The 25988-nt window shown below is 44.3% G+C and carries 25 protein-coding genes; 10 read left to right on the top strand and 15 right to left on the bottom strand.

Annotated elements, in window-relative coordinates:
- Positions 1-384: 384 nt before the first annotated feature.
- A complete protein-coding gene (ampD, locus tag R8N47_RS02250) occupies positions 385-936 on the bottom strand; it encodes a 1,6-anhydro-N-acetylmuramyl-L-alanine amidase AmpD (RefSeq protein WP_042521337.1) in 552 nt (183 codons plus the stop codon).
- Between the two features lie 92 nt (positions 937-1028).
- Here ampD and nadC point away from each other — a divergent pair, with 92 nt between their 5' ends.
- The 8 genes from nadC (at position 1029) to yacG (ending at position 8230) form a co-directional block, all read left to right on the top strand.
- Positions 1029-1916 carry a carboxylating nicotinate-nucleotide diphosphorylase gene (nadC, locus tag R8N47_RS02245; protein WP_064354288.1) on the top strand — a complete coding sequence of 296 codons (888 nt, stop codon included), beginning with the start codon at positions 1029-1031 and terminating at the stop codon, positions 1914-1916.
- Between the two features lie 261 nt (positions 1917-2177).
- Positions 2178-2621, top strand: coding sequence for a pilin (locus tag R8N47_RS02240; RefSeq protein WP_064354289.1), 444 nt, complete (start codon positions 2178-2180; stop codon positions 2619-2621).
- A gap of 6 nt (positions 2622-2627) precedes the next feature.
- Positions 2628-4313, top strand: a complete 1686-nt coding sequence (gene pilB / locus R8N47_RS02235) for a type IV-A pilus assembly ATPase PilB (RefSeq protein WP_064354290.1) — start codon at positions 2628-2630, stop codon at positions 4311-4313.
- A gap of 23 nt (positions 4314-4336) precedes the next feature.
- Positions 4337-5560 carry a type II secretion system F family protein gene (locus tag R8N47_RS02230; protein WP_017635918.1) on the top strand — a complete coding sequence of 408 codons (1224 nt, stop codon included), beginning with the start codon at positions 4337-4339 and terminating at the stop codon, positions 5558-5560.
- A gap of 64 nt (positions 5561-5624) precedes the next feature.
- Complete coding sequence (locus R8N47_RS02225) at positions 5625-6494, top strand: prepilin peptidase (protein ID WP_064354291.1); 870 nt, start codon at positions 5625-5627, stop codon at positions 6492-6494.
- Positions 6495-7109: a dephospho-CoA kinase gene (gene coaE, locus R8N47_RS02220; protein ID WP_064354292.1), complete on the top strand. Its 615-nt coding sequence runs from the start codon at positions 6495-6497 to the stop codon at positions 7107-7109. It begins immediately after the preceding gene.
- 27 nt (positions 7110-7136) lie between these two features.
- Entirely contained in the window at positions 7137-7877 is a 741-nt protein-coding gene (gene zapD / locus R8N47_RS02215; RefSeq protein WP_005373086.1) for a cell division protein ZapD, read from the top strand.
- Between the two features lie 158 nt (positions 7878-8035).
- Positions 8036-8230 carry a DNA gyrase inhibitor YacG gene (yacG, locus tag R8N47_RS02210; RefSeq protein ID WP_017635922.1) on the top strand — a complete coding sequence of 65 codons (195 nt, stop codon included), beginning with the start codon at positions 8036-8038 and terminating at the stop codon, positions 8228-8230.
- Between the two features lie 483 nt (positions 8231-8713).
- On the opposite strand, the gene rplS is transcribed toward yacG, so the two are convergent.
- From rplS to ffh, 5 genes are all read right to left on the bottom strand, one after another.
- Positions 8714-9067, bottom strand: a complete 354-nt coding sequence (rplS, locus tag R8N47_RS02205) for a 50S ribosomal protein L19 (RefSeq protein WP_005379971.1) — start codon at positions 9065-9067, stop codon at positions 8714-8716.
- A gap of 41 nt (positions 9068-9108) precedes the next feature.
- Complete coding sequence (trmD, locus tag R8N47_RS02200; protein WP_064354293.1) at positions 9109-9870, bottom strand: tRNA (guanosine(37)-N1)-methyltransferase TrmD; 762 nt, start codon at positions 9868-9870, stop codon at positions 9109-9111.
- 27 nt (positions 9871-9897) lie between these two features.
- Entirely contained in the window at positions 9898-10446 is a 549-nt protein-coding gene (rimM, locus tag R8N47_RS02195; protein ID WP_005379964.1) for a ribosome maturation factor RimM, read from the bottom strand.
- 29 nt (positions 10447-10475) lie between these two features.
- Positions 10476-10724 (bottom strand): 30S ribosomal protein S16, encoded by a 249-nt coding sequence (gene rpsP / locus R8N47_RS02190; RefSeq protein WP_005379962.1) that lies wholly within the window; start codon positions 10722-10724, stop codon positions 10476-10478.
- Positions 10725-10933: 209 nt separating this feature from the next.
- Entirely contained in the window at positions 10934-12316 is a 1383-nt protein-coding gene (gene ffh / locus R8N47_RS02185) for a signal recognition particle protein (protein ID WP_005385423.1), read from the bottom strand.
- Positions 12317-12540: 224 nt separating this feature from the next.
- On the opposite strand from ffh, the gene R8N47_RS02180 reads away from it, so the two are divergent.
- Together R8N47_RS02180 and R8N47_RS02175 are read left to right on the top strand one after the other, a co-directional pair.
- A complete protein-coding gene (locus R8N47_RS02180; RefSeq protein WP_005379950.1) occupies positions 12541-13335 on the top strand; it encodes an inner membrane protein YpjD in 795 nt (264 codons plus the stop codon).
- A 124-nt stretch (positions 13336-13459) separates the two neighbouring features.
- Positions 13460-14740 carry an HlyC/CorC family transporter gene (locus R8N47_RS02175; RefSeq protein ID WP_005379948.1) on the top strand — a complete coding sequence of 427 codons (1281 nt, stop codon included), beginning with the start codon at positions 13460-13462 and terminating at the stop codon, positions 14738-14740.
- A gap of 67 nt (positions 14741-14807) precedes the next feature.
- Here R8N47_RS02175 and luxS read toward each other — a convergent pair whose 3' ends face one another.
- The 9 genes from luxS to R8N47_RS02130 form a co-directional block, all read right to left on the bottom strand.
- Positions 14808-15326: an S-ribosylhomocysteine lyase gene (gene luxS, locus R8N47_RS02170; RefSeq protein WP_017820391.1), complete on the bottom strand. Its 519-nt coding sequence runs from the start codon at positions 15324-15326 to the stop codon at positions 14808-14810.
- Between the two features lie 84 nt (positions 15327-15410).
- Positions 15411-16016, bottom strand: a complete 606-nt coding sequence (locus tag R8N47_RS02165) for a hypothetical protein (RefSeq protein ID WP_005379943.1) — start codon at positions 16014-16016, stop codon at positions 15411-15413.
- A 23-nt stretch (positions 16017-16039) separates the two neighbouring features.
- Entirely contained in the window at positions 16040-17608 is a 1569-nt protein-coding gene (gene gshA, locus R8N47_RS02160) for a glutamate--cysteine ligase (protein WP_064354294.1), read from the bottom strand.
- Positions 17609-17764: 156 nt separating this feature from the next.
- Entirely contained in the window at positions 17765-20608 is a 2844-nt protein-coding gene (locus tag R8N47_RS02155; RefSeq protein ID WP_064354295.1) for a M16 family metallopeptidase, read from the bottom strand.
- 9 nt (positions 20609-20617) lie between these two features.
- A complete protein-coding gene (locus R8N47_RS02150; RefSeq protein ID WP_025768180.1) occupies positions 20618-21079 on the bottom strand; it encodes a YqaA family protein in 462 nt (153 codons plus the stop codon).
- Entirely contained in the window at positions 21073-22023 is a 951-nt protein-coding gene (locus tag R8N47_RS02145; protein ID WP_054574809.1) for an NADP-dependent oxidoreductase, read from the bottom strand. The genes R8N47_RS02150 and R8N47_RS02145 overlap by 7 nt, the downstream gene beginning before the upstream one ends.
- 123 nt (positions 22024-22146) lie before the next feature.
- Positions 22147-23277, bottom strand: a complete 1131-nt coding sequence (locus R8N47_RS02140; RefSeq protein WP_005379935.1) for a sodium ion-translocating decarboxylase subunit beta — start codon at positions 23275-23277, stop codon at positions 22147-22149.
- 9 nt (positions 23278-23286) lie between these two features.
- Entirely contained in the window at positions 23287-25071 is a 1785-nt protein-coding gene (oadA, locus tag R8N47_RS02135; RefSeq protein ID WP_318070285.1) for a sodium-extruding oxaloacetate decarboxylase subunit alpha, read from the bottom strand.
- A 31-nt stretch (positions 25072-25102) separates the two neighbouring features.
- Positions 25103-25360, bottom strand: coding sequence for an oxaloacetate decarboxylase subunit gamma (locus tag R8N47_RS02130; RefSeq protein WP_005379932.1), 258 nt, complete (start codon positions 25358-25360; stop codon positions 25103-25105).
- Positions 25361-25988: the final 628 nt, after the last annotated feature.

The following is a 25988-nucleotide window of genomic DNA, read 5'->3' as shown; positions in this document are numbered from 1 at the left end:
TGCAGGTAATTGGTAATACCAATTTTAAGTTGGTGCAGAAATTAACATAATTAAAACGCCACTGTCCAGCCGAAAATTGACCTAAATCATAGAACGAGCTTACTTCCAACACTCTGATAACAATCGACTGTTAAAACAGCAATAGAATTGGTATGACCAATTACATAAAGCATACAAATGGGAAGTCGACGTGCTAGCAGTTTTGGAAAAGAAATACAGAAAATGACAAAATTATCAGTCTATTTATTCACCAAAACGGCATGTACGAGCGTAAAAATGTAGTTAACTTTTAACAATCATTAATATTTCTGGTATCAAAAAAAGGCATACCTGATCGTATGCCTTATTTATTTCGCTTTTTTGAATTTACACTTTCGCTACAAATCAACGCTGTATAAGCAGTCTATATTTCACCCAATCAAAGCTTAGACCAGGATCGCTTTTTCTCAAGGGCGCAATATATTGATGACCGGTAATTCGTGGCGGGGTGATTTGAGGATAAGACTGCATAATCACCTCAGTGATCTCTGCAAGTGATTGATATTGCGCTTCTGTGTAGGCAGTAAATTCTGTCCCTTCAAGCTCGATACCAATGGAATAGTCATTACAACGCTCCCTGCCTGCGAAACTGGATTGACCGGCATGCCATGCTCTATCAAGAAAAGAAACAAATTGAACAACCTCGCCGTTTCTTTTAATCAAGCAATGTGCAGAAACGCCCATTTTGTGAATGACTTCAAAAAATGGATGTTCATTTGGGTCTAGCTTGCCAGTGAAGAAGTCCTCTATATATGGTCCACCAAACTGCCCAGGAGGCAAACTGATATTGTGTACCACCAGCAGAGAGATGTCGTTTATATCAGAGCGGGCATCAAAAAATGGTGACGGAACATGCTTTGCTTGTGTCAGCCAGCCATTCTCGATAATTGGGCGCATATCAACCTCTCTACTTTGCAAATTAACTGCTGAAATTATTGACACCGGAGAGTATCATTCGTTGCCATCTCCCTTTCAAGACAAGATTTGCGATGAAGAACACACACAACATTCAAGAACGCCTAGAATACCTTAAACAACAACTCCCTTTAGAGATCACTCGCTCTGTCGCTGATACCTTAAAAGAAGATCTAGGTGTCAGTGTAGACGCAGATAACGACATTACTGCATCTTTGATCCCTGCCGAGGCGGTTAATACCGCAACGATTATTACTCGTGAGCATGGTGTGTTCTGTGGTCAAGCATGGGCTGATGAAGTTTTTAAACAGCTCGGTGGTAAGGTCAGCATTGAATGGCACGTGAAGGACGGCGATAAAGTCGAACCTAACCAAACCCTTTGCACGCTGACAGGCCCTGCTCGTGACTTGTTGACTGGTGAGCGTAACGCAATGAATTTCATCCAAACGCTGTCTGGCTGCGCAACAGTTACCGCAGAGTACGCTGAAAAAATCGCGCATACTGAGTGTCGTCTACTAGATACACGCAAAACCATTCCTGGTCTGCGTAGCGCATTAAAATACGCCGTGACGTGTGGTGGTGGCTTTAACCATCGCATCGGCGTGTTCGACGCTTACCTCATTAAAGAAAACCACATTATTGCTTGTGGTGGCATCACCCAAGCCATCCAAAAAGCGAAAGAGCTTAACCCAGGCAAACCGGTAGAAGTAGAAACGGAAAGCTTAGAAGAGTTGAAACAAGCGATAGAGGTTGGTGCCGACATCATCATGCTCGATAACTTCACAAAAGAAATGATGCGTGAAGCCGTAGCGATTAACGCAGGTCGTGCCGCTTTAGAGAACTCCGGCAACATTACGCTAGAGACCATCGCAGAATACGCAGAAACCGGTGTCGATTACATTTCGGTAGGCGCGTTGACTAAGCATTTAAAAGCGATGGATCTTTCGATGCGCTTCAAATAATAAAAGCAACAAATCTCAATTACTTCAACTAACTCAGTGAGTTGTGAGTAACTCATCATTTAAAAGGGCCAATTGGCCCTTTCTTTTTATCCACTAAAAAAATAGTACTACTCGCAAAACCCTGCATGCGATATGCAACTTTTCACCAAAGAGTTTTATCTCACTCGAGAGCCCATCTCTTCCCCATTTTCAACCCACCTTAACTCTCCATAATCTTTCGCCAATGCAAGAGCATTATTAATTTTTAGGAAAGGGTTAAAAATGAAAAACAGTAAACAGAAAAAACAGCAAGGTTTTACGCTAATTGAATTGATGATTGTGGTAGCAATTATTGGGGTGCTATCAGCTATCGCGATCCCTGCTTATCAAAACTATGTAAAAAAGTCAGAAGCAGCTACTGGGTTAGCAACCGCTAAATCTCTTATCACTAATATAGATATGCATATTCAAGAAGTCGGTGCTTTCCCGACTAATGATTCAGCGGGCTTTACTGCTGTTGGTGCAACGTCAGGAATGAACAAACTTGGCACTCTATCATTCGAGAGTATCAGCGGTGCAAATGGAACCATTAAGTTCCTATTTGGTAATACTTCTTCTATAAGCACGGCCTTTGTAGAAATTGCCAAGTCAAATAGTGGGTGGGCATGTACATTTACAACTAATAGCAAATTAACAAGCAATGAAGTACCAAAAGCTTGTAGATAAAACCTAATGTTAACAAACCTCTCAACCATTCTTCGTCAAAAAGGAGTACTGACCTTTTCCCAAGAAGAATCGTTAATAGAGCAAGTCAAAGCTTCTGGCATTTCGATGCCGGAAGCTTTACTCAGTTCTGGATTCTTCACGTCAAGTGAGCTCGCTGATCACTTAAGTTCTCTCTTTGGTTTAAATCAGCCCGAGTTATCTCAGTACGAGTACGCTTCGCTTTGTCAACAACTCGGTCTACGTGAATTAATCACACGACATAACGCACTCCCACTCCAGCGTACGTCTTCAACGTTATTACTCGCCGTTGCCGACCCCACCAACCAACAAGCAGAAGATGATTTTCGCTTTGCCACTGGTTTACAGGTTGAATTGGTCTTGGGGGATTTTAGTCAACTCAGCGCGGCAATTCGACGCTTGTATGGTCGTTCATTGAGTCATGAGAAGTCCGGGTTAAAAGAGATCAACCAAGAAGAGTTAGCCAATCTGGTTGACGTGGGCGCAGATGAAATCGACAACATTGAAGACTTGAGCCAAGATGAGTCTCCTGTTAGCCGTTACATCAACCAAATTCTGTTGGACGCTGTGCGCAAAGGCGCATCCGATATCCACTTTGAGCCTTATGAAAAGATGTACCGCGTGCGCCTACGCTGTGATGGCATCTTAATTGAAACACAGCAGCCACCAAGCCACTTAAGTCGCCGCTTATCCGCTCGTATCAAAATCCTCTCTAAACTTGATATTGCAGAGCGGCGTTTACCACAAGATGGGCGTATTAAGCTCAAGTTGAATCAAGACACCGCAATTGATATGCGTGTATCCACGCTACCGACTCTATTCGGAGAGAAAATTGTACTACGACTGCTCGACAGCAGCTCTGCGTCATTGGATATCGACAAGCTTGGTTATAGCGAACAACAAAAACAATTGTACTTGGATGCGCTGCGTCGCCCACAAGGCATGATTCTGATGACAGGCCCAACAGGGAGCGGTAAAACCGTTTCTCTATACACTGGGCTAAGTATCCTCAATAAGCCAGAAATCAACATTTCCACGGCAGAAGACCCAGTAGAAATTAACTTATCGGGCATTAACCAAGTTCAAGTTCAGCCTAAGATTGGTTTTGGTTTTGCCGAAGCCCTGCGCTCTTTCTTACGTCAAGACCCGGATGTGGTAATGGTCGGTGAGATTCGTGACTTAGACACCGCCGAAATCGCTATAAAAGCATCGCAAACCGGTCACTTAGTACTTTCAACCTTGCATACCAATTCTGCGGCTGAAACGGTTATTCGTTTATCAAACATGGGCGTAGAAAGCTTTAACTTGGCCTCATCTCTTAATTTGATTATTGCCCAGCGCTTGGCCCGTAAACTGTGCTCGCACTGTAAACAATCACAAGAGCTTACCGTTCAGCTACAACACCTTGGAATTCAAGCAAGCGACAACATTTTTAAAGCCAATCCCGATGGATGTAATGAGTGTACCCATGGTTATTCCGGCCGAACGGGGATTTATGAAGTGATGCGCTTTGATGAATTTCTTTCCGAAGCGCTTATTAAAGGTGCCTCGGTACATGAACTAGAAAAACTCGCCATCGCAAATGGTATGAGCACGTTACAAATGTCGGGCATAGAAAAACTCAAACAAGGGATCACAAGTTTTAGTGAACTACAGCGTGTACTTTATTTTTAATCCTTTAATCAGCAGTCTCCTCTATGAAAAGCACTACACCACAACTTAAAAACTTCCGCTGGAAAGGCATCAACAGTTCAGGCAAAAAGACGTCTGGACAAACCCTCGCGATGACAGAAATTGAAGTACGCGAGCGTCTAGACGCACAGCACATCAAGATCAAGAAGTTAAAGAAAAGCAGTATCTCGTTTCTCACTAAACTCAGCCATCGCGTGAAAGGCAGAGACATTACGGTGTTCACCCGTCAGATTTCGACGATGTTGATAACTGGTGTGCCCTTAGTTCAGGCTTTAAAATTGGTCTCAGAAAACCATAAAAAAGCAGAGATGAAATCCATTTTGATGAGCGTGACACGCGCCGTTGAAGCGGGTACGCCCATGTCAAAAGCCATGCGCACTGCAAGTGAACACTTTGACCCACTCTATACCGACCTTATCGCCACAGGTGAGCAATCCGGTAACTTAGCAGAAGTATTCGAGCGCTTAGCCACCTACCGAGAAAAAAATGAACAACTCCGTGCGAAAGTGATCAAAGCCCTGATTTACCCAGCCATGGTAGTGCTAGTAGCCTTAGGCGTCTCGTTTATCATGCTCACCAAAGTCATTCCCGAGTTTGAAAAAATGTTTGTTGGTTTTGGTGCTGACTTACCTTGGTTTACCAGGCAAGTATTAGATCTTTCCGCCTGGACACAAAACTGGAGTCCGTTTATCGCACTAGGCTCCATTAGTTTATTCATCTCGGCGAGAATCCTCTCTAAGCGTTCAGATTCTTTTCGCTTAATGCTCAACCGCTCTGTGCTTAAATTTCCTGTTCTGGGCCCTGTATTATCAAAAGCTGCTATCGCCAAATTTAGTCGAACACTCGCAACAAGCTTTACAGCGGGTATTCCAATTCTAACCAGTTTAAAAACCACATCAAAAACCTCAGGAAACTTACACTATCAACTCGCCATAGAAGAAGTTTACCGTGATACCGCCGCAGGTATGCCAATGTATGTTGCCATGCGTAACTGTAATGTGTTCCCTGAATTAGTGTTACAAATGGTCATGATCGGTGAAGAGTCTGGTCGACTTGACGATATGCTCAATAAAGTTGCAACGATCTACGAGTTTGAAGTCGATAACACCGTCGACAACCTTAGTAAAATTCTAGAGCCGCTAATTATCGTTTTTTTAGGCATCGTTGTTGGCGGATTAGTGACAGCAATGTACTTGCCAATCTTTAACTTAATGAGTGTATTGGGCTAGAATGAGCTGTTAACTCCTTTAAAACAGCATCTTGCTGATTTCACTCATCGCTCAAGAGACAAATATGGAAGTATTCCAGTACTACCCTTGGCTATTCGTTGTGTTTGCCACCATCTTCGGTCTGATCGTGGGTAGCTTCCTCAATGTGGTTATTTATCGACTACCTAAAATCATGGAACTAGAATGGCGACGCGAATGTGCCGAGTCATTTCCTGAATACAAAATAGAACCTCCTAAAGAAGTGCTGACCTTGAGCGTCCCACGCTCCTCCTGTCAGAAGTGCGCAACGCCGATACGTATTCGAGACAACATCCCTGTGATTAGCTGGCTGCTTTTAAAAGGCAAATGCCACAACTGTCAGACAGCCATTAGCGCACGCTATCCACTGATTGAACTGCTCACTGCGTTCTGCTCAGGCTTTGTCGCTTACCACTTTGGTTTTAGTTACTTTACCGTTGCCCTACTCTTTTTCACTTTTATCTTAATCGCCGCAACATTTATCGATCTAGATACGATGTTGTTACCTGACCAATTAACATTACCATTAACTTGGGCTGGCATTGCCTTAGCATTAGTCGAAATAAGTCCTGTTACTCTACAGGATTCTGTCATTGGTGCTATTGCTGGTTACCTATGTCTCTGGTCCGTTTACTGGGGCTTTAAGCTACTTACTGGTAAAGAAGGAATGGGATATGGTGATTTTAAACTACTAGCAGCACTAGGGGCTTGGCTAGGTTGGCAGTCACTGCCGATGATCATTCTACTTTCTTCTGTGGTTGGCATCGTATTTGGCATCATTCAACTACGCTTGCAAAAGCAGGGAATTGAAAAAGCTTTCCCTTTCGGTCCTTACTTAGCAATTGCTGGTTGGATAAGCTTAATTTGGGGCGAGCAGATTTTAAACTGGTACTTTACTTCAGTTCTAGGAGTGTAAATGGCTTTGGTTATTGGTTTAACAGGTGGTATCGCTAGTGGAAAAACAACCGTCGCGAATCTGTTCAAACAACAATTTAAAATCGATATCGTTGATGCCGACATTGTAGCAAGAGAAGTTGTCGCACCAGGTACTCCCGGCCTAAACGCGATTATTGAACACTTTGGTCACGATATCGTTCGTGAAGACCAAACTTTAGATCGCGCAAAGCTGAGAGAGAAAATCTTTTCGAATTCAGATGAAAAAGCATGGCTCAACGCACTGTTGCACCCGATAATTCGTGAAAAGATGATCGAAGATTTGCAGCAAGTCACTTCAGAGTATGCGTTACTTGTGGTGCCGTTGCTCGTAGAAAACAAGCTAGATAGTTTATGTGATCGCGTTCTTGTCGTCGATGTAGAACCGAATACACAGATATCTCGCACGATGAAACGAGACAATGTGAGTGAAGATCAAGTTCGCGCCATCCTTGCCTCTCAAGCATCAAGAGAGCAAAGGTTCGCGCTTGCAGACGATGTGGTTAAGAATAATCCAAGTGACCCTGATCTTTTGCTTCAAATCACAGATTTGCACGAAAAGTACCTAGCCATGTGTAAGAAAAATCTGCGAAAATAGGAACGAAACTCACAAAGGCTTATGTCGATGACCACGCACAAATTTGAACATCCGTTAAATGAGAAAACTCGTATTTATCTAAGAGTGGAGTCTCTGCTGCGTCAGGCTCACTTGGCCTCTGGGTTTAGCGAAAATCATCAGTATCAACTGTTTTTCCGTGCGTTATTCGATATGGTTGAGATCTTCGAACAAATCCAACTGAAAAGTGAACTGGCTAAAGATCTTGAGAAGCAACGGCTGTCGTACCGCCATTGGCTAAATGTTGATGGCGTCGATCAAGACGCATTAAATACCCTACTACAAGAGATAGATGTCGTTCATAGCCAACTAATGGGTGCAGAACGTTTTGGTCAAGCACTAAAAGAAGATCGCTTCCTAAGCTCTATCCGTCAACGCTTTAATCTACCGGGTGGTTCATGCTGTTTTGATCTGCCAGCATTACACTACTGGCTTCATCTACCTATTGAACGTAAAAAGCGTGATGCACAACAGTGGCAAGCAAGCTTAAAGCCCTTATCTGATGCGCTTTCGTTATGGTTAAAGCTCACTAGAGAGACCGGACATTTCAAAGCTCAAATCGGTCGTGCAGGTTTCTTCCAAAGTGACGCTGATGAAGCCAACATTCTAAGACTTCACATCCCAATGGAATATGGCGTGTATCCTATGATTTCAGGCCATAAAAACCGCTTTGCGATCAAGTTCATGTCGTTTGAAAACGGTCAAGCGTGCACACAAGATATTGAATTTGAACTTGCTGTGTGCAGCTAAGACGACACTCAGCCTCGCCTCCATAATCTAAAATTCAACGCTTTATTGCGCTTATATTTGATAAAATTTCGTAGCAGCAATAGCGCGTTTAATAAGCCATCTTTAATTCGTTTAGGTATACTACCCTTTAACACCAATTAGTAATGGGACGCTCAACTATGTCTAAAGTTACCATCGTTCAATGTCCACAATGTGGCGCCGACGTAGAATGGGGAGAACAAAGTCCTCATCGCCCTTTCTGCAGTAAACAATGCCAAATGATTGATTTTGGTGAATGGGCAGATGAAGAAAACACCATCCCAGGCGCACCCGATATGTCCGATAGTGATGGCTGGTCTGAAGACCAGTATTAAATTGAGACCTAGGGTAAAGGAATACCCTAGGTTCCTTCTTGGGGAACCTGAATCACGCTCCTTCGTCGCTGTCCAGAATGACGAATTTTAACCACGGTACTCTATAATCTTTGACCATCATTTCCTGTCATTCCGAGGAGCCATAGCGGCATCAGGAATCTACGCATAGCAAGGATGAAGCTAACAACGTAAACAATTGCATGCTAGACTAGTAGATTCTGAATCACGCTCCTTCGTCGCTGTCCAGAATGACGAATTTTAACCACGGTACTCTGTAATCTTTGACCATCATTTCCTGTCATTCCGAGGAGCCATAGCGACATCAGGAGTCTATTCACAACAAGACAGAGGCGTGGAGTGTACGTCAGTGCATGAGCATCGACAGTGCAGGTCGGGCGAAAAGAAACGAGCAAGCTAATTACACAAATAAAAAAACGGAGCCCTAAAAGGACTCCGTTTAAGATGAGAACGCTAGTTATAGCATTACTTCTTAGCAAGTTTCTCTTTGATACGAGCAGACTTACCAGAACGCTCACGTAGGTAGTACAACTTGGCACGACGTACTGCACCACGGCGTTTAACTTCGATGCTATCAACGATTGGAGAGTGTGTTTGGAACGTACGCTCAACACCTTCACCGTTAGAGATCTTACGTACAGTGAAAGCAGAGTGTAGACCACGGTTACGGATTGCGATTACAACGCCTTCGAAAGCCTGTAGACGCTCACGGTCACCTTCTTTTACCTTAACTTGAACTACAACAGTGTCACCTGGTGCAAATTTAGGTAGGTCTGATTTCATTTGCTCTTCTTCAAGAGCTTTGATGATGTTACTCATTTTTTAAATTCCTAGAATAAACTGATACTAAATAAATTAGGTTACTTTGCGTTATGTTCTTTAATGGCTTTATGCTCATTAACAAACTCAGCAAGTAATTGTTCCTGTTCGTCAGTCAGAGCTAGGTTTTCCAGGAGCTCTGGTCTTCTTAGCCAAGTACGGCCCAACGACTGCTTGAGTCGCCATTGACGAATGTCCTTGTGATTGCCTGACATCAGTACAGCTGGTACCTCTTTGTCATCCAATACTTCTGGACGCGTATAGTGAGGGCAATCTAACAAGCCATTTGCAAAAGAGTCTTCTTCTGCTGACGCGAAATCCCCTAGTACACCCGGAACAAACCGAGAGACAGAGTCGATTAACGTCATGGCTGGTATCTCACCACCCGTCATCACAAAATCACCAATCGACCATTCTTCGTCGACTTCAGATTGAATGATGCGCTCATCTACCCCTTCATAACGACCACAAATCAGAAGCAAGTTCTCATTCGTTGCCAGTTCTTCCACTCCTTTCTGGTCGAGCTTGCGACCTTGAGGAGAAAGGTAGATGACTTTCGTCTTGCCCGGTGATGTTGCTTTCGCGGTATGAATGGCATCGCGCAAAGGCTGAACCATCATTAACATACCAGGGCCACCACCGTAAGGTCGGTCATCGACTGTGCGATGTTTGTCGTGAGTGAAATCTCTAGGATTCCAAGTCTCAATCGACAAAAGACCTTTTTTAACCGCTTGACCTGTTACTCCAAAATCAGTAACAGAACGGAACATTTCTGGAAAAAGGCTAATAACGCCAACCCACATGTTTATCTCGCTCTGTAATTTTGGAGATTAGAATCCAGGATCCCAGTCAACTTCGATCCGTTGAGCTTCGCGATCAACATTAATGATCACTTGCTCTTCAAGGAACGGGATTAATCGTTCCTTCTGCCCGAAAGCATCTTTAAGATTTGCTTTAACAACCAGAACATCGTTTGAGCCAGTTTCTAGCATGTCAGTAACGACACCTAGATCGTAACCTTTAGTAGTTACAACTTGCATCCCAAACAATTCGCGCCAGTAGAACTCATCTTCTGACAATTCAGGAAGTACCGCAGGGTCAATAGCAATTTCAAAGTTCGTCATTAGATGCGCGTCTTCACGAACATCCATGCCTTCCAGCTTAGCCACCATACCTTTGTTATGGCGCTTCCAGCTTTCTACTTTGTACTCAACCCACTTGCCCTTTTGGTTAATGTACCAAGGGCTGTAATCGAAAATGCTTTCAGCATTGTCTGTGTAGGAAAAAACCTTAAGCCAACCACGAATGCCGTAAGTAGCACCAAACTTGCCTACAACAATCTTTTCGTTGCTCATTGTTTCTTTACCTTTCATCGACATAAACTAGTTTCTACTTTTCAAGTAAAAAATTAAGCCGCTTTTTGAGCGTCTTTAACTAGCTTAGCAACACGGTCAGATACTGACGCGCCTTGACCAACCCAGTGGTTAACGCGGTCTAGGTCTAGACGTAGACCTTCTTCTTGACCTTTAGCAGTTGGGTTGAAGAAACCAACTTTCTCGATGAAACGGCCAGTTGCAGCGTTGCGGCTGTCCGCTACTACGATTTGATAAAATGGACGCTTTTTAGCGCCGTGACGTGCCAAACGAATGGTTACCATGTCGTCCTCTTTGCTTTCTCAAAAATAAAATTAACCCCAAAAACCATTCAAGAAATTAAACAGTTTGGGGTCTCGTGCCAAAATAAAGCTCCGGAATTTTACTCTTCTCCCGGAGCAATGCAAGGAGTTTAGTTACTTTTTCACCAACATAAATTGAATTTAAAGTTTGTGACGTACCTAACACCCTGAATCTATGCGTGATCGATTAATTAACGACCAAATGGGTTGAAGCCACCGCCACCACCCATGCCGCCCATCATGCCTTGCATGTTGCGCATCATGCCTTTCATGCCACCTTTTTGCATCTTTTTCATCATTTTCTGCATTTGGGTGAACTGTTTTAGTAAGCGGTTTACATCTTGAACCTGCACACCAGAACCAGCCGCGATACGCTTCTTGCGCGAGCCCTTGATAATTTCTGGGCGTTGACGTTCTTTCATTGTCATGGAGCTGATGATCGCTTCCATCTGTTTGAACATCTTGTCATCGACTTTATCTTTCACATTGTCTGGTAGCTGGGACATTCCTGGAAGCTTATCCATCATCCCCATCATGCCGCCCATGTTTTGCATCTGGCCTAGCTGTTCACGGAAATCTTCAAGGTCGAAACCTTTCTTCTCTTTGAACTTCTTCGCTAACTTTTCTGCCTTTTCTTGGTCAACGTTGCGTTGTAGGTCTTCAATCAAAGACAGAACGTCACCCATGCCAAGAATACGTGAAGCAACACGATCTGGGTGGAACGGTTCTAGCGCGTCAGTTTTTTCACCGACACCCAAGAATTTGATTGGTTTGCCCGTGACATGGCGTACTGAAAGTGCCGCACCACCACGAGCATCACCATCAACCTTAGTTAGAACTACACCGGTAAGAGGTAGCGCATCGCCAAAGGCTTTTGCTGTATTTGCTGCGTCTTGACCCGTCATGGCGTCAACAACAAATAGCGTTTCTACTGGGTTGATAGCTGCGTGAAGATCTTTGATCTCCCCCATCATCTCTTCATCAATTGCCAAACGACCTGCGGTATCGACAATAAGTACGTCGTAGAATTTTTTCTTCGCATGGTCAATCGCTGCATTGGCGATATCAATAGGCTTTTGGTCTGGTGATGATGGGAAGAAGTCAACACCGATGTCTGATGCCAGTGTTTCAAGCTGCTTGATTGCCGCAGGACGGTAAACGTCGGCAGACACAACCAAAACTTTCTTCTTGTCACGTTCTTTTAGAAGCTTAGATAACTTACCTACCGATGTGGTTTTACCCGCACCTTGTAGACCTGCCATAAGAAGCACAGCAGGTGGTTGAGCGGCAAGGTTTAGCGCCTCATTCGACTCACCCATTACGGCTTCAAGTTCTGTTTGAACGATCTTGATAAATTCCTGACCTGGAGTCAGAGATTTAGAAACTTCTACGCCCACCGCTTTTTCTTTAACGCGGTTCACAAATTCACGAACGACCGGAAGCGCAACGTCAGCTTCAAGTAGAGCCATTCGGACTTCACGTAGGGTTTCTTTAATGTTGTCTTCGGTCAGACGACCTTTGCCACTGATATTTTTCAGCGTTTTGGATAATCGATCCGTTAAATTCTCAAACATCTTTGTCTCTTCGCTAAAATGGCGATTAATTAGTGTGAGTATACATTAGCCAAGGTCTGAGTCATACCCGTACCGCTGTCCTATTCTTGTCTCTATTTATATATGGTGCGGTAACTTATTAATTTCAATATCTCATCTCTCACGATTGATGTCGGATATAACGTAGCCCCAAAGTGTAATGCAAGGTATAATTTCTCCATCGTGCACAATAATATTTAGGATTCATGGATAGCTTAATAGCCATCGCGGCCGCCATACTTTATGTCTTGGCGATTGCGACCATCATACCCGGACTCTCACAACAGTCAGGAATCAAAGCAAAAACAGTGTTTGCTAGTGCTGCCTGTGCGCTTGTTTTTCATGCGTGGATTTTGAGTGATCTGATTTTTGATGGTTCAGGTCAAAACCTGAGTATTCTCAACGTGGCTTCTTTGATCAGTTTTATTATTTCTCTGGTCATGAGCCTTGCTATGTTGAAAAACCGACTGTGGTTTTTATTGCCTGTCGTTTATAGCTTTGCTGCCATCAATTTATCTGCTGCCACATTTTTGCCAAGCACGTTTATAAAGCACCTAGAGAATGACCCTAAGCTACTCATTCATATTTCATTTGCGCTCTTCTCATACGCGACTTTAACTATCGGGGCACTCTATGCGCTTCAGTTGGCTTGGCTGGATCACAAACTGAAAGCAAAAAAATCTTTGGCGATTAACCCAAACCTGCCGCCTCTATTAATGGTGGAGCGTCAACTCTTCAAAATTATTTTGATCGGTAACTTATTGTTAACTGCCACGCTCATTACTGGCTTTGTCTTTGTGCAGGATATGTTTGCCCAAGGTAAGGCACATAAGGGCATTCTTTCTTTCATCGCTTGGGTAGTGTACTCAATACTGCTTTGGGGTCACTATCAAAAAGGCTGGCGTGGTAGAAAAGTCACATGGTTCGCTGTTGCAGGAGCAACACTGTTAACTCTGGCATATTTTGGCAGTCGCTTTGTAAAAGAAATCATCTTGAATTAGGGAGCTCTAGGGCTCCTATCCTTTATATTTTAGGCTAGATAAAATACAGTACGCCTTAACTCTTTGACTTAACGGACATACTCAACCGTTATATAACCCAATACTTACAAGGAACAGCAACGTTTTGGACGACATCTCTACGGGTATCTTGTTTGCGCTACTCGCGTGTCTTATCGTCATATCAGGTTACTTTTCCGGTTCAGAAACAGGGATGATGTCTCTGAATCGTTATCGCTTAAAACACTTAGCCAAAAACGGGCATAAGGGTGCTAAGCGAGTCGAAAGACTATTAGACCGTCCAGATCGTTTGATTGGTCTTATTCTTATCGGCAACAACCTCGTTAATATTCTCGCGTCTGCTATCGCGACCATTATTGGTATGCGTTTGTATGGTGATTTAGGTGTCGCTATCGCAACCGGTGCACTAACTATGGTTGTATTGGTTTTTGCCGAGGTTACCCCTAAAACAATTGCAGCGCTTTACCCTGAACGTGTGTCCTACGCGAGCAGTATATTATTGACCATACTGATGAAGTTACTGTCGCCTTTAGTGATGCTTGTTAACTTTATTACGAATGGCTTTATCCGCTTACTTGGTGTAAGAGCGGATCACTCAGCAGAAGATCATCTTAGCTCCGATGAGCTGCGTACGGTAGTAAATGAAGCTGGCGGTTTGATCCCTCGCCGACACCAAGACATGCTGGTGTCTATTTTGGATCTTGAGCACGTCACCGTGAACGACATTATGGTCCCACGCAATGAAATTACTGGTATCGATATTAACGACGACTGGAAATCCATTGTTCGTCAGCTAACCCACTCACCACATGGGCGCATAGTTTTCTATCGTGACCAAATTGATGAAGTGGTTGGCATGCTGCGCTTGCGTGAAGCTTATCGTCTGATGTTGGAAAAGAACGAATTCAACAAAGAAACGCTATTACGTGCTGCTGATGAGGTCTATTACATCCCAGAAGGCACACCACTGAACGTGCAAATGTTGAAATTCCAACGTAACAAGCAACGTATCGGTCTGATCGTGGATGAGTACGGTGATATCATCGGTCTAATTACTCTTGAAGATATTCTGGAAGAGATCATTGGTGAGTTCACGACGTCAATTTCTCCAAGCCTCTCTGATGAAATCAGTCCTCAAGGTGACGGAAGCTTTCTTATTGAAGGCAGCACCAATATCCGAGATATTAACAAAGGCCTGAAATGGGATTTACCAACGGATGGTCCGAGAACGCTAAACGGGCTCATTTTAGAACACTTGGAAGATATTCCTGAGAGCCATCTAAGTGTGAGAGTAGCGGGTCACCCAATGGAACTTGTTGAGATTGAAGAGAACCGAATCAAGCTCGTTCGTGTTTATCCGAAGAAGAAAAAATCGACATCCAAATAACCAAAAGAAAAGCCTGACTCATGTCAGGCTTTTTACTTATTGGGGCAATATGCTTCTTAATGAGCACCTAGTCGATGCGCAACTCTTTTAACATCGACTCAGGCAAAGCAAGTTCATCATTTTTGTTCACCGAAACACCAGCATCCAAAATGTTCTTTGCGATCTGTTGTGCTTCTTTTAAAGAGTGCATTGCTGCCGTGCCGCATTGGTATTCGTTAAGTTCAGGGATCTTATTCTGACTTTCTACCTTCAGCACGTCTTCCATTGCTGCAATCCAAGCATCTGCGACTTGCTGCTCTGATGGTGTGCCAATCAGGCTCATGTAAAAACCTGTGCGGCAACCCATAGGCGAAATATCGATGATCTCAACAGAATCACCGTTTAGGTGATTACGCATAAAGCCTGCATAAAGGTGCTCTAGGGTGTGAATACCTTTTTCAGAAAGAATGTCTTTGTTTGGCGCAGTAAAGCGTAAGTCGAAAACAGTAATCGTATCCCCTTTTGGGGTCTGCATGGTTTTCGCCACTCGTACAGCGGGTGCGTTCATACGAGTGTGGTCCACGGTAAAACTATCGAGTAAAGGCATTACATCTCTCCTGATTGTAACTCCAGTACCTTTCGGTAATGGGTAAATGTCATTCATCCCTACAGCACATGAACTGACTGTGGGCTAAAAGAACCAGCTGCTGTTGTCTTCTAATTCCTGACGACATTGCTTCAGCTGCCAGCCATAAGTTTTCGCTGTTTGTTCAACACGTCGAGCGACTTTGATTAAACTAGGTTTTCGATTATAAGTGCCTCGCTTATACCCACCTCGCCCTTCATGATAAGCCAGATACTGGTTATAGGGATCCCATAATGAAATCCCTAGCTGACGCCGTGTTTCATGAGTGTACCAACCGACAAACATCATAGAATCATCGAAGTTGGTACGAGAGCCACCCTGACCTGTAGCATCTTGGAAGTCTTCCCAAGCAGGGTCTTGAGCTTGAGCGTAACCATACGCACTGCTGACTCGTCCCCAAGGAATAAACCCTAGCAAATAATCTTTAGGTGGTTTTGCATCGTGCCGAAAGCTGCTTTCTTGTTTAATGATGGCCATAGCGACATGAATAGGGGTACCCCATTCATCTTCCATATCTTTGGCATCATCGTACCAACCGGATTTCTCTCGGAATATCTCGCATAAGTTATTCTGCTGCTTTGGCGGTGCCGTAGCACAACCTGCAAGTAACACGCTTCCAAGTACCGCTACTACTGACGACTTAATGTTCAACCGCACCAATCCTTAGTTAGTCATTACTGCTTCAGGTAAGCAAAGTAATCTTCCAAAAAATCATCAAAAGAAAGCGTATCACTCTGCTCTGCTTGCTTTTGTTTTTCCACGGATGACGCTACTTCCGTTTCCATCGTATCTTGTGAGTAGTACTGGTAACCGTGAGCTAGGTTTTCATCACGGTACTTCATACCAAGAGTACAACCAACTTTACCTAGCCCACCCAGCTCTTTCGTTAGCTCTAATAGTTGACCAGAGATCGTTAGTTCTGGGTTATCAATCCATGTCTCGAGTTGATTACACACATCTTGGTATGCACTGCCACCAGCGGTCATATCCATTTGCTGTGCTATTTGACGTAACTCGACGAAAACTCGGTGTGCCCAATCTTGTAGAGATAGATGTTCACCTTGACAACCAATTTGCAGCATTAGACCTTTTTCACGGCCAGAAACAATGACTTTATTCCAGTTATCGCGCCAACACTCTAATTCACAGTTATCCATAGGGTCTGAGTCTGACAAGGCCGCCCAGGTAAGGAAGAGATCCAAGAATCGTACTTGCTCTTCATTTAAGCCCACTGCGCTGAATGGGTTAACATCTAGAGAACGAACTTCAATGTATTCGACACCACCGCGTCGTAACGCATCTGAAGGCTTCTCACCACTTTTCGATACACGTTTTGGACGAATCGGAGCGTACAGTTCATTCTCAATTTGTAAGATATTGGAATTAAGCTGGCGGTATTCACCATCCACTTTTACCCCAATTTTCGCAAACTCTTCTGATGGGTGGCGAATCGCATCACTCAAACCATCGAGGTATTGGTCAATGCTGTTAAAACCAATTTTCAGCACACTTTGCGCACTATTGGTATAGCCAAGATCGCTCAAACGCAAAGACGTCGACTTCGGCAAATATAATGTCCCGCCAATCTTCTCGAATGGCAGATCGGTTTCACGACCTTGAATAAAAGAGCCACATAACGCTGGTGATGCACCAAAGAAGTAGGGAATCATCCAGCCAAAGCGGTAGTAATTACGGATCAACGCAAAGTACGCATCAGACTTAGCATCTTGGCGGGCTTGTTCATCTTGCTCGCCATAGAGCGCATCCCAAAATGTTTCAGGAAACGAGAAGTTAAAATGGACACCTGAAATAATTTGCATCAGGCTGCCATAGCGACGCTTTAGGCCTTCTCGGTACAGCGTTTTCATTTTCGCTGCATTCGAAGAGCCATACTGGGCTAACTGAATATCATCCTCTGAGCCTACGTAGCAAGGCATTGATAGTGGCCACATTTTCTCTTCACCCATTTTGGTTTGAGTGAAATGATGGATATCTTTCAGCTGTGCCATCAGTTCTGGAATTTCATGTGACACAGGCGTAATGAACTCTAACAATGATTCCGAAAAATCCGTTGTGATCCATTGATTTGTGAACGCAGAGCCTAACCCTTCAGGATGAGGAGTTGTAGCTAGATGTCCATCCTGACGATAGCGCAAAGTTTCTCGCTCAACACCGCGTCCAAACTGCTTAAATACTTCGGGGTTTGATGCAACTTTTTTTAGTCGCGCAGCAAAATCAGTCAAAATGAGGTTCGCTTATATTGGGAGCAGGACACTTGTTACATAACACAAGTGTAAGCTAAGTTATTGATAGTTAACGCATCTAGATAAATAACCCACGAAAAGTTACTTATCTAGATGAATAGCGGAGAAACGTTTCTCCGCTATTAAATGTGTACTCTATCGAATGATTTCAAGCTCTTCTACGTCTTTCCCCAACTTTTCTAATTGAGGACGCAACGATTTAGCATCACCAACGACGATAATTTGATAGTCATTTGGATCAAACCATTTCTGAGCCAGCGCATTCAACGTCTGCTTATCGACTTTTTCTACGATAGCGTTTCTTTGCTGCAAGTAATCATGATCGAGGTTGTACTTAAGAATATCACTGATGAGCTCCGCTTTTTGTGTTGGCGTTTCATATTTCAGTGCATCTTTTTGACCGACCGCTTGACGCATAAATTTCATCTCTTCATCAGTAATACCTGACTGCGAGTATTCATTTAGCTCATTTTCCATCTCAATGATCGAAGCAACCGTTGCATCCGCTCGTACTTGCGCGGTGAAAACCACCGAGCCTGTTTCTGGATTACCAGAGAAGTAGCCGTAAGCACCGTATGTGTAACCCTTGTCTTCACGTAGATTTTGGTTAATGCGGCTATTGAAGTTCCCAGCTAAGTTGAAGTTTGCCAGTTGGCTTAGGTAAAAATCGCCCGTTGCGTCGTAAGGCATACCTTGACGAACCATCATGACCACACTTTGCGGCGCTCCTGGTTTATCAACAAGATGGATCTTTTGCTCACCTAATGCAGCAATGCTTTGCGGTGCATACAATGGCGCAGCTTCATCCTGCCAGTTTTTCCAGAACTTCAGTTGCTGTTCAATTTCCTGTTGATCAATGTCACCAACAACGACGATTTGCGCACTTTGTGGCGTGTAATGCTTCGAGTAGAATTCACGGACATCATCCAACGTTAATGCACTGACACCTGCTTGCGTGCCGTCTTTTGGTCGAGCAAAAACCGAATCCCCATAGAGCACCTGGCGACTCGCTTGTGACGCCATCCAACTTGGATTTTGGTGCTCATATACCAGGCCTTCTAGCGCTTGCATTTTTACACGCTCGAAATCATCTTGATTAAATGCAGGAGACAGCAACATCTCTTCGACAATTTTTAACGTCGGCTCTAAGTTCTTTTCTAGAGCAGAAACACTGATGTTTGTTGTATAACCTGTGGCATTAACAGAGATAACACTACCCAGTTTATCAAGCTCAGCTTGAATCTCTTCGACACTGCGTTTCGTTGTACCTTCTTGCAACATCGCAGCGGTCAATTGGGCAAGACCTTCTTTACCCTTTTCAACAAAACGTGTCCCGGCAGGTAGACTAAATTGCATCATCACCGTCGGCGTTTCATCGCTAACTGCACCAAGCAGCTCTGAGCCATTCTTGAAATGTAACTCGTACAGCTCTGGCATCGTCGCTTTCACTGGTTCTCCTACTGGCGGTTGCACTGAGCGATCGAAGTTATCGGTCGCACGACGATACGCCAATTGGTCATCGGAAATCTTCTCATATTCTGGCAGCGTACGCTTTGGTGTCACAAAGGTCGCAGGTTTTACGACAAGGTCTGTTTTTCCTTTTGGGACCACGCTTAGGGTCACTTTGTTCTTACCTTGGATAAAGTCCGTATACGCTTTTTCTACCGAAGTCGGCGTAACTGCACGGATTTGTTCAAGCTGTTGCTCAAGACGATCAGGATCGCCGAAAAATGTCTCGTTGGAAGCCAACTGAGTCACTTTACCTTTAACGCTTTCTAGCGCAAAAATAGCATCCGCTTCCGCTTTACCCTTCAACTGCTCAAGGCGATCTTCTGTCACGCCTTTTTCCGCAAACTGATTCAGTGATTGTAAAAGCTCGTCGTACAGTTTTGATAGGTCGCCTTTGTCTCCAGAATCGCCCATTGCGTAAACGTAAAAGTTACACGCCAGTTCAGCACAGTCATGGAATGAACCAGCATCGACCGCTTTTTGAGTCTTCACTAGGTCTTGATAGAGCACGCTGTTGGTACCGCCACCCAATACTTCTGATAACGTGTCGAGAGACGCTTGGCTTTCTTCGCCGTTGTAGGTTGTTGGCCACGCGATCATCACCATAGGTTGTTGAATACGATCTTCTAGCGTGATGTATTTGTCTTCTTGCAGTTTTGCAGGTTTTTTCGGCGCATTTTCAACCTCAGGACCACGAGGAATCGAACCGAAGTACTTATTTACCCACTCTAGAGTTTGTTCAACGTCTAAGTCACCACCGATCGTGATAGTCGCATTGTTTGGGCCATACCAACGCAAGAAAAACGCTTTGAGGTCGTTCACATCAACACGATCAAGATCTTCAACATAACCAATGGTTTGCCACGAATACGGATGACCTTCAGGATATAGCGCTTCGGACATGCGCTCCCAAATTAAGCCATAAGGACGATTATCGTAACGCTGGGCTCGCTCATTTTTTACAGTCGAACGCTGAATTTCAAATTTGCGTTGAGAAACCGCATCCAGCAAAAAGCCCATACGGTCAGACTCTAACCACAGCATTTTCTCGAGCTGGTTAGCAGGGACAGTTTCAAAGTAGTTAGTACGATCGCGGTTTGTTGTACCATTTAACGTGCCTCCAGCCTCTGTGATGATCCTGAAGTGCTCTTGGTCACCAACGTTCTCTGAACCTTGGAACATCATGTGCTCAAAGAAATGCGCAAAACCAGACTTACCCACTTCTTCACGAGCTGAACCAACATGGTAAGTCACATCCACATGGACCAATGGGTCAGAATCTTCAGGAGCTAAGATCACCGTTAAACCATTATCGAGTTTATACTTTTGGTATGGAATCTTAACTTTGCCTTCTTCAGCTTTCGATGACTCAACGAAAGTTACCCCTTTCGGCAGTGATGAAACTGGCGTATTTGATGCACAGCCCGTGATCACCAACAGTGAACACGCGCCAACCCAAAACATCTTCATGTACTTTCCTTAAAATAATCCGAGATAGATGACCGCAAGTAAGCTATACCTAGCAGCCTTTCCTAAAAATATTAAAATCACGCAAGGCAGAAACTTCATTCTTAGCCACCCTGCGGCTAAACACAGCGGGTCTCCAATTACAGGTAACCAGCTAAAAAATAATCCCCAATAGCCATACTTAGAGAGCCACTTTAATGCGGTATGACCGTGCTTTTCCTCTTGTGCTTTGTTGGGAATCCACAAGCCAAGCCAATAATTTGTTAAGCCACCAAGCGTATTACCGATAGTAGCGACCATAACAATTGAAGAAACGGAGTATTGATTTAATGAGAGAGTGGCAACTAAGCCCGCCTCAGAACCACCAGGCAACAACGTGGCACTGAGAAAACCGGTCATGAAAAGCACCCATAATGCTGAATCTGAAAACCAAAGCGCTAAACTTTCAAAACTCGTGTTAAATGCTTCTAGCATGTCATATCAAGCAACACCTTGCCTCTGGTTCTTCCTGATTCGACCTGCTGGTGAGCACCAATGACATCACTCATAGGATAAACCTGATGAATTTCAGTCTTCAGTAAGCCAACGCCCACCATGTACAACAAGGTATCTAACTGCGCAGGGTCTGGTTCAACCAACATGCCACTAGCCTCAAAGCCTAGGAGTTTGGCTTTTTCACAAATCAGCTCAGCTGTGATGGTTGGAACGGTGATGACTCTCGCATTGTCTTTCAGGCATTTAAGCGCATCTAACGCAGCATCTCCGCCTACTAAATCAATCAAAACATCAACATCTTCAACACGTTCTGACACTGGTGCAAATTGATAGTTCACTGCATGAGCACCGAGCGTCGCAAGGTAATCTAAATTTCGTTCACTGCAGGTGGTAAAGACTTCCGCTTTCGTCGCGATCGCAATTTGTACCGCGAGGTGTCCAACACCACCGGCTCCAGCGAGGATAAGTACGCGATCGTTTTCCGTCACATTAGCCTTACTGAGAGCTTGTGCCGCAGTTTGTCCCGCCAACGGTAATGCAGCAGCTGCCTCCAAAGTTACGGAGCTAGGAACATGACTTAACTCAGTTTCTGGAACACATATGTATTGACTGTAACCACCGCCTCGAACTGGGAAACCAATAAATCCAGCCACCTCATCACCTTCATTAAAACGTGATGCCCCCTCTCCACAAGACATCACTTTTCCTGAGATGTCGTAACCTGGCACCCAAGGTAAATTATCCTTATTCTGCGCTGCTGCCCAACCGAGCCCAGCTCGAGTTTTGACATCAATAGGATTTACGCCTGAAAAAGCGACTTTTACTAAGACTTCACCAGGCTGTGGTGATGGTGTAGAAGCATGTTGAATCGCGAGTACGTTGGCATCACCAAACTCAGTGATAACGATCTGTTTGTGTTCCATAAACCATTCCCTGCAAGAAAACAAAAAGGGATGCGAAAGCATCCCTTTGACTATAAACCATTTTGTTAACCTAAGTTAATCGTGATTTTGTAAATTGGTTGATCATTCCATTTTCAATAATGTCTAACCAACAAGTGCTAACAATATACCAGCCGCAACGGCTGAACCCAGCACACCAGCAACGTTTGGTCCCATCGCATGCATTAACAAAAAGTTTTGCGGGTTAGCTTGTAAACCAACTTTGTTTACGACTCGCGCGGCCATTGGTACCGCAGAAACGCCAGCCGCACCAATAAGTGGGTTGATGTCTTCTTTCGAGAACTTGTTAAGCAGTTTCGCCATCAGGACGCCCGCACCAGTACCGATACTAAATGCAACTGCGCCTAACCCCAAGATACCTAACGTTTCTAGGTTCAAGAACTGCTCAGCTTGCAGCTTAGAACCAACACCAAGACCTAAAAAGATAGTCACTATGTTGATCAATTCATTTTGAGCAGTTTTCGATAAACGATCGACCACACCAGCTTCACGCATCAAGTTACCCAAACAGAACATACCAACCAATGGCGTAGCTGAAGGTAAGAACAGAATCGTCATCAGTAATACAGCAAGCGGGAAGATGACTTTCTCCCATTTACCAACATGACGAAGCTGAGCCATCTTGATTTGACGCTCTTCCTTGGTTGTCAGTGCTTTCATGATTGGTGGCTGGATGATCGGCACCAATGCCATATAGCTGTATGCCGCGACTGCAATCGCACCTAGCAGATCTGGAGAGAGCTTACTCGCTAAGAAAATCGCTGTTGGCCCATCAGCACCACCGATGATCGCGATAGACGAAGCATCTGCCATGGAGAACTCCATGCCAGGTACATAGTTGAGCAAAATAGCGCCAAACAGTGTTGCAAAAATACCAAACTGCGCAGCCGCACCTAACCACAACGTTTTTGGGTTTGCGATCAAAGCACCAAAGTCAGTCATCGCGCCCACACCCATGAAGATCAATAGCGGGAACACACCCGATTCAATCCCAATGTAGTAAACGTAGTAGAGCAAGCCACCAGGCTCAGTAAAGCCAGCATTTGGAATATTCGCCAAAATAGCACCGAAACCAATCGGCAATAACAGTAAAGGTTCAAATCCTTTTTTAATTGCCAAAAACAGCAAGGTACAACCAACCAGCATCATACAGATTTGGCCGAACTCGAAGTTAGCGATCCCTGTTTCTGCCCAAAGGGTTAACAATCCGTCCATGATACTCCCTTACGCCAGGCTCAACAGAGGCGCACCTACTGTGACAGCATCGCCTTCTTTAACGTTCAGCTCTTGAACCACACCACCACGCGCCGCTCGTACTTCAGTTTCCATTTTCATCGCTTCAAGGATGAGCAATACATCGCCTTCAGCTACCTCAGCACCAGGTTGAACATTCACTTTGAAGATGTTACCTGCAAGAGGAGCAGGTACCGCTTCTGCTGAAGCATTAGAAGGTGCGCTAGGTGTAGCCGATTTTGCCGGTGCATTAGAAGGAGCAACAGATGTCAGTTCACCTTGAGGGCCAACTTCCACCTCATACACCTGCCCGTCAACACGTACACTATAAGTTTCTACACCACCAGTTGCTGGTTGAGCTACAGGTACAGCAGGCTTCTCAGCTTCTAGCGTTGGTGCAGGCTCAAATGCTTCTGGGTTTTCACGATTCTTAAGGAACTTAAGCCCAACTTGAGGGAAAAGTGCATAAGTGAGTACGTCATCAACACGCTCACTTGCTAGCTTAATGCCTTCTGATTTCGCTTTCTCCATCAGATCAACCGTAAGCGTCTCCATTTCAGGCTCAAGTAAATCGGCAGGACGACAGGTAATTGGCTCTTTACCATCAAGCACTTTCGCTTGCAGTTCTGCATTTAACTCGGCTGGCGCTTGACCGTACTCACCTTTCAATAGGCCAGCGGTTTCCTTGGTAATACTCTTATAGCGCTCGCCAGTAAGAACGTTAATCACCGCTTGCGTACCGACGATCTGTGAAGTTGGAGTCACCAATGGAATGAAACCAAGATCTTCACGTACACGAGGGATCTCTTCTAATACTTCATCAATGCGATCCGCAGCGCCCTGCTCTTTCAACTGGCCTTCCATATTGGTCAACATACCACCAGGCACTTGAGCAATCAGGATGCGTGAATCGACTCCTTTTAACTGGCCTTCCCACTTCGCATACTTCTTACGTATCTCACGGAAATATGCGGCGATAGGTTCCAGTTGCTCGAGTTTCAAATTGGTATCTCGCTCGGTGCCTTCTAGCATAGCGACTACCGTTTCAGTCGGTGTATGACCGTAAGTACAACTCATTGAAGAAATCGCAGTATCGAGAATATCAATACCGGCTTCTACTGCTTTTACCGCTGTTGCTGTAGACAGCCCCGTTGTTGCATGACAATGAAGTGCCAATGGCACATCACAAGACGCTTTGATACGCGTGATAAGCTCTTCCGCTTCATAAGGCTTAAGTAAGCCAGACATATCTTTAATACACAGCGAATGACAACCTAAATCCTCTAGGCGTTTTGCCAAGTCAACCCAAGTGTCTGCGTTATGCACTGGGCTCGTAGTGTAAGACAACGTACCTTGAGCATGCGCACCAACATCAACCGTTGCTTTAACGGCTTTCTGGAAGTTTCGCACGTCATTCATTGCATCAAAAATACGGAATACATCCATGCCGTTAGCATGCGCGCGTTCAACAAACTTCTCTACTACGTCGTCGGCATAATGGCGGTATCCTAAAAGGTTTTGACCACGCAGTAGCATTTGCATTGGTGTATTAGGCATCGCTTTTTTTAGTTCACGTAAACGCTCCCAAGGGTCTTCCCCTAAGAATCGAATACAAGAATCAAATGTTGCACCACCCCAAGTCTCTAGAGACCAGTAACCAACCTTATCCAACTCAGCTGCGATAGGCAGCATATCCTCAATACGCATACGCGTAGCAAATAGTGATTGATGGGCATCACGAAGGACCACATCAGTAATAGCTAGTGGTTTAGACATGCTCTTAAACTCCTTTTTAATCCTAGTTCGGCTACTTCGCGAATGAGGCGCGATGTTTATGAATCGCAGCCGAGATCGCCGCCACTACTTGTGGACTAACAGCTGAAGAGGTTGATTGAATATTAGTGTTTGTTTTTGGTGCTGCGATCGGCTCTGGTACTTCTTCTGGTACCAATTTCGACATTAACCGAACGAGATAAACAAGAATAGTGAGGAAAATAAATACGACCGCCATCCCCGTTAGCATCAGGGTGGCCGCATCTACTAGCAGGCTTCCTATATTAGTCATGTTGCTTCCTTTCTTTGTCATCCTGACAACGTGCAGGACTTTAATAGTGTCAAATCCCGACCCATGGATTATCTCGATTGGTTAAATTTTGTCAATTTTGTTTAAGGAAGGTTTGTAGTAATCCTGATAAATGATTATTTATTCACTACCCAGATCACAGTTCATGACAAAATAATCACTTCAAATCGCTACCACCTTATGAACAGAGTAAAGGAGGACATAAATAAAAACTGCGATTTAGATTTCAAAATCAAATCGGTACTCACGCAGTAAAAACCAACAAAAACAAAAAGATGAATAAAATTAACAATTAATAAACAAATAACAAACAAAGTAACTACATAAGAGTGATTGAAATGAAAAATGGAAGTCAGTGTATAGGAGGGATAATCAGGATGATTTCACACGATGCGACAGAAGCTTGATAGCAAATTGCTTAGATACGCACATATTCGCTTTTAAAAAAGAGGAACATAGGCTCTAGTGATCCTACGCCATATTTCAGATGTCTAGATACAAAAAAGCCTCGCAATTGCGAGGCTGTTTCAATGAGTGGCGCGTCCTGGAGGATTCGAACCTCCGACCGCCTGGTTCGTAGCCAGGTACTCTATCCAGCTGAGCTAAGGAC

The organism is Vibrio sp. 2132-1 (assembly GCF_033344315.1).
Note: the sequence above shows the minus strand (reverse complement) of the source record. Positions and strands in the feature narration are given on the sequence as shown.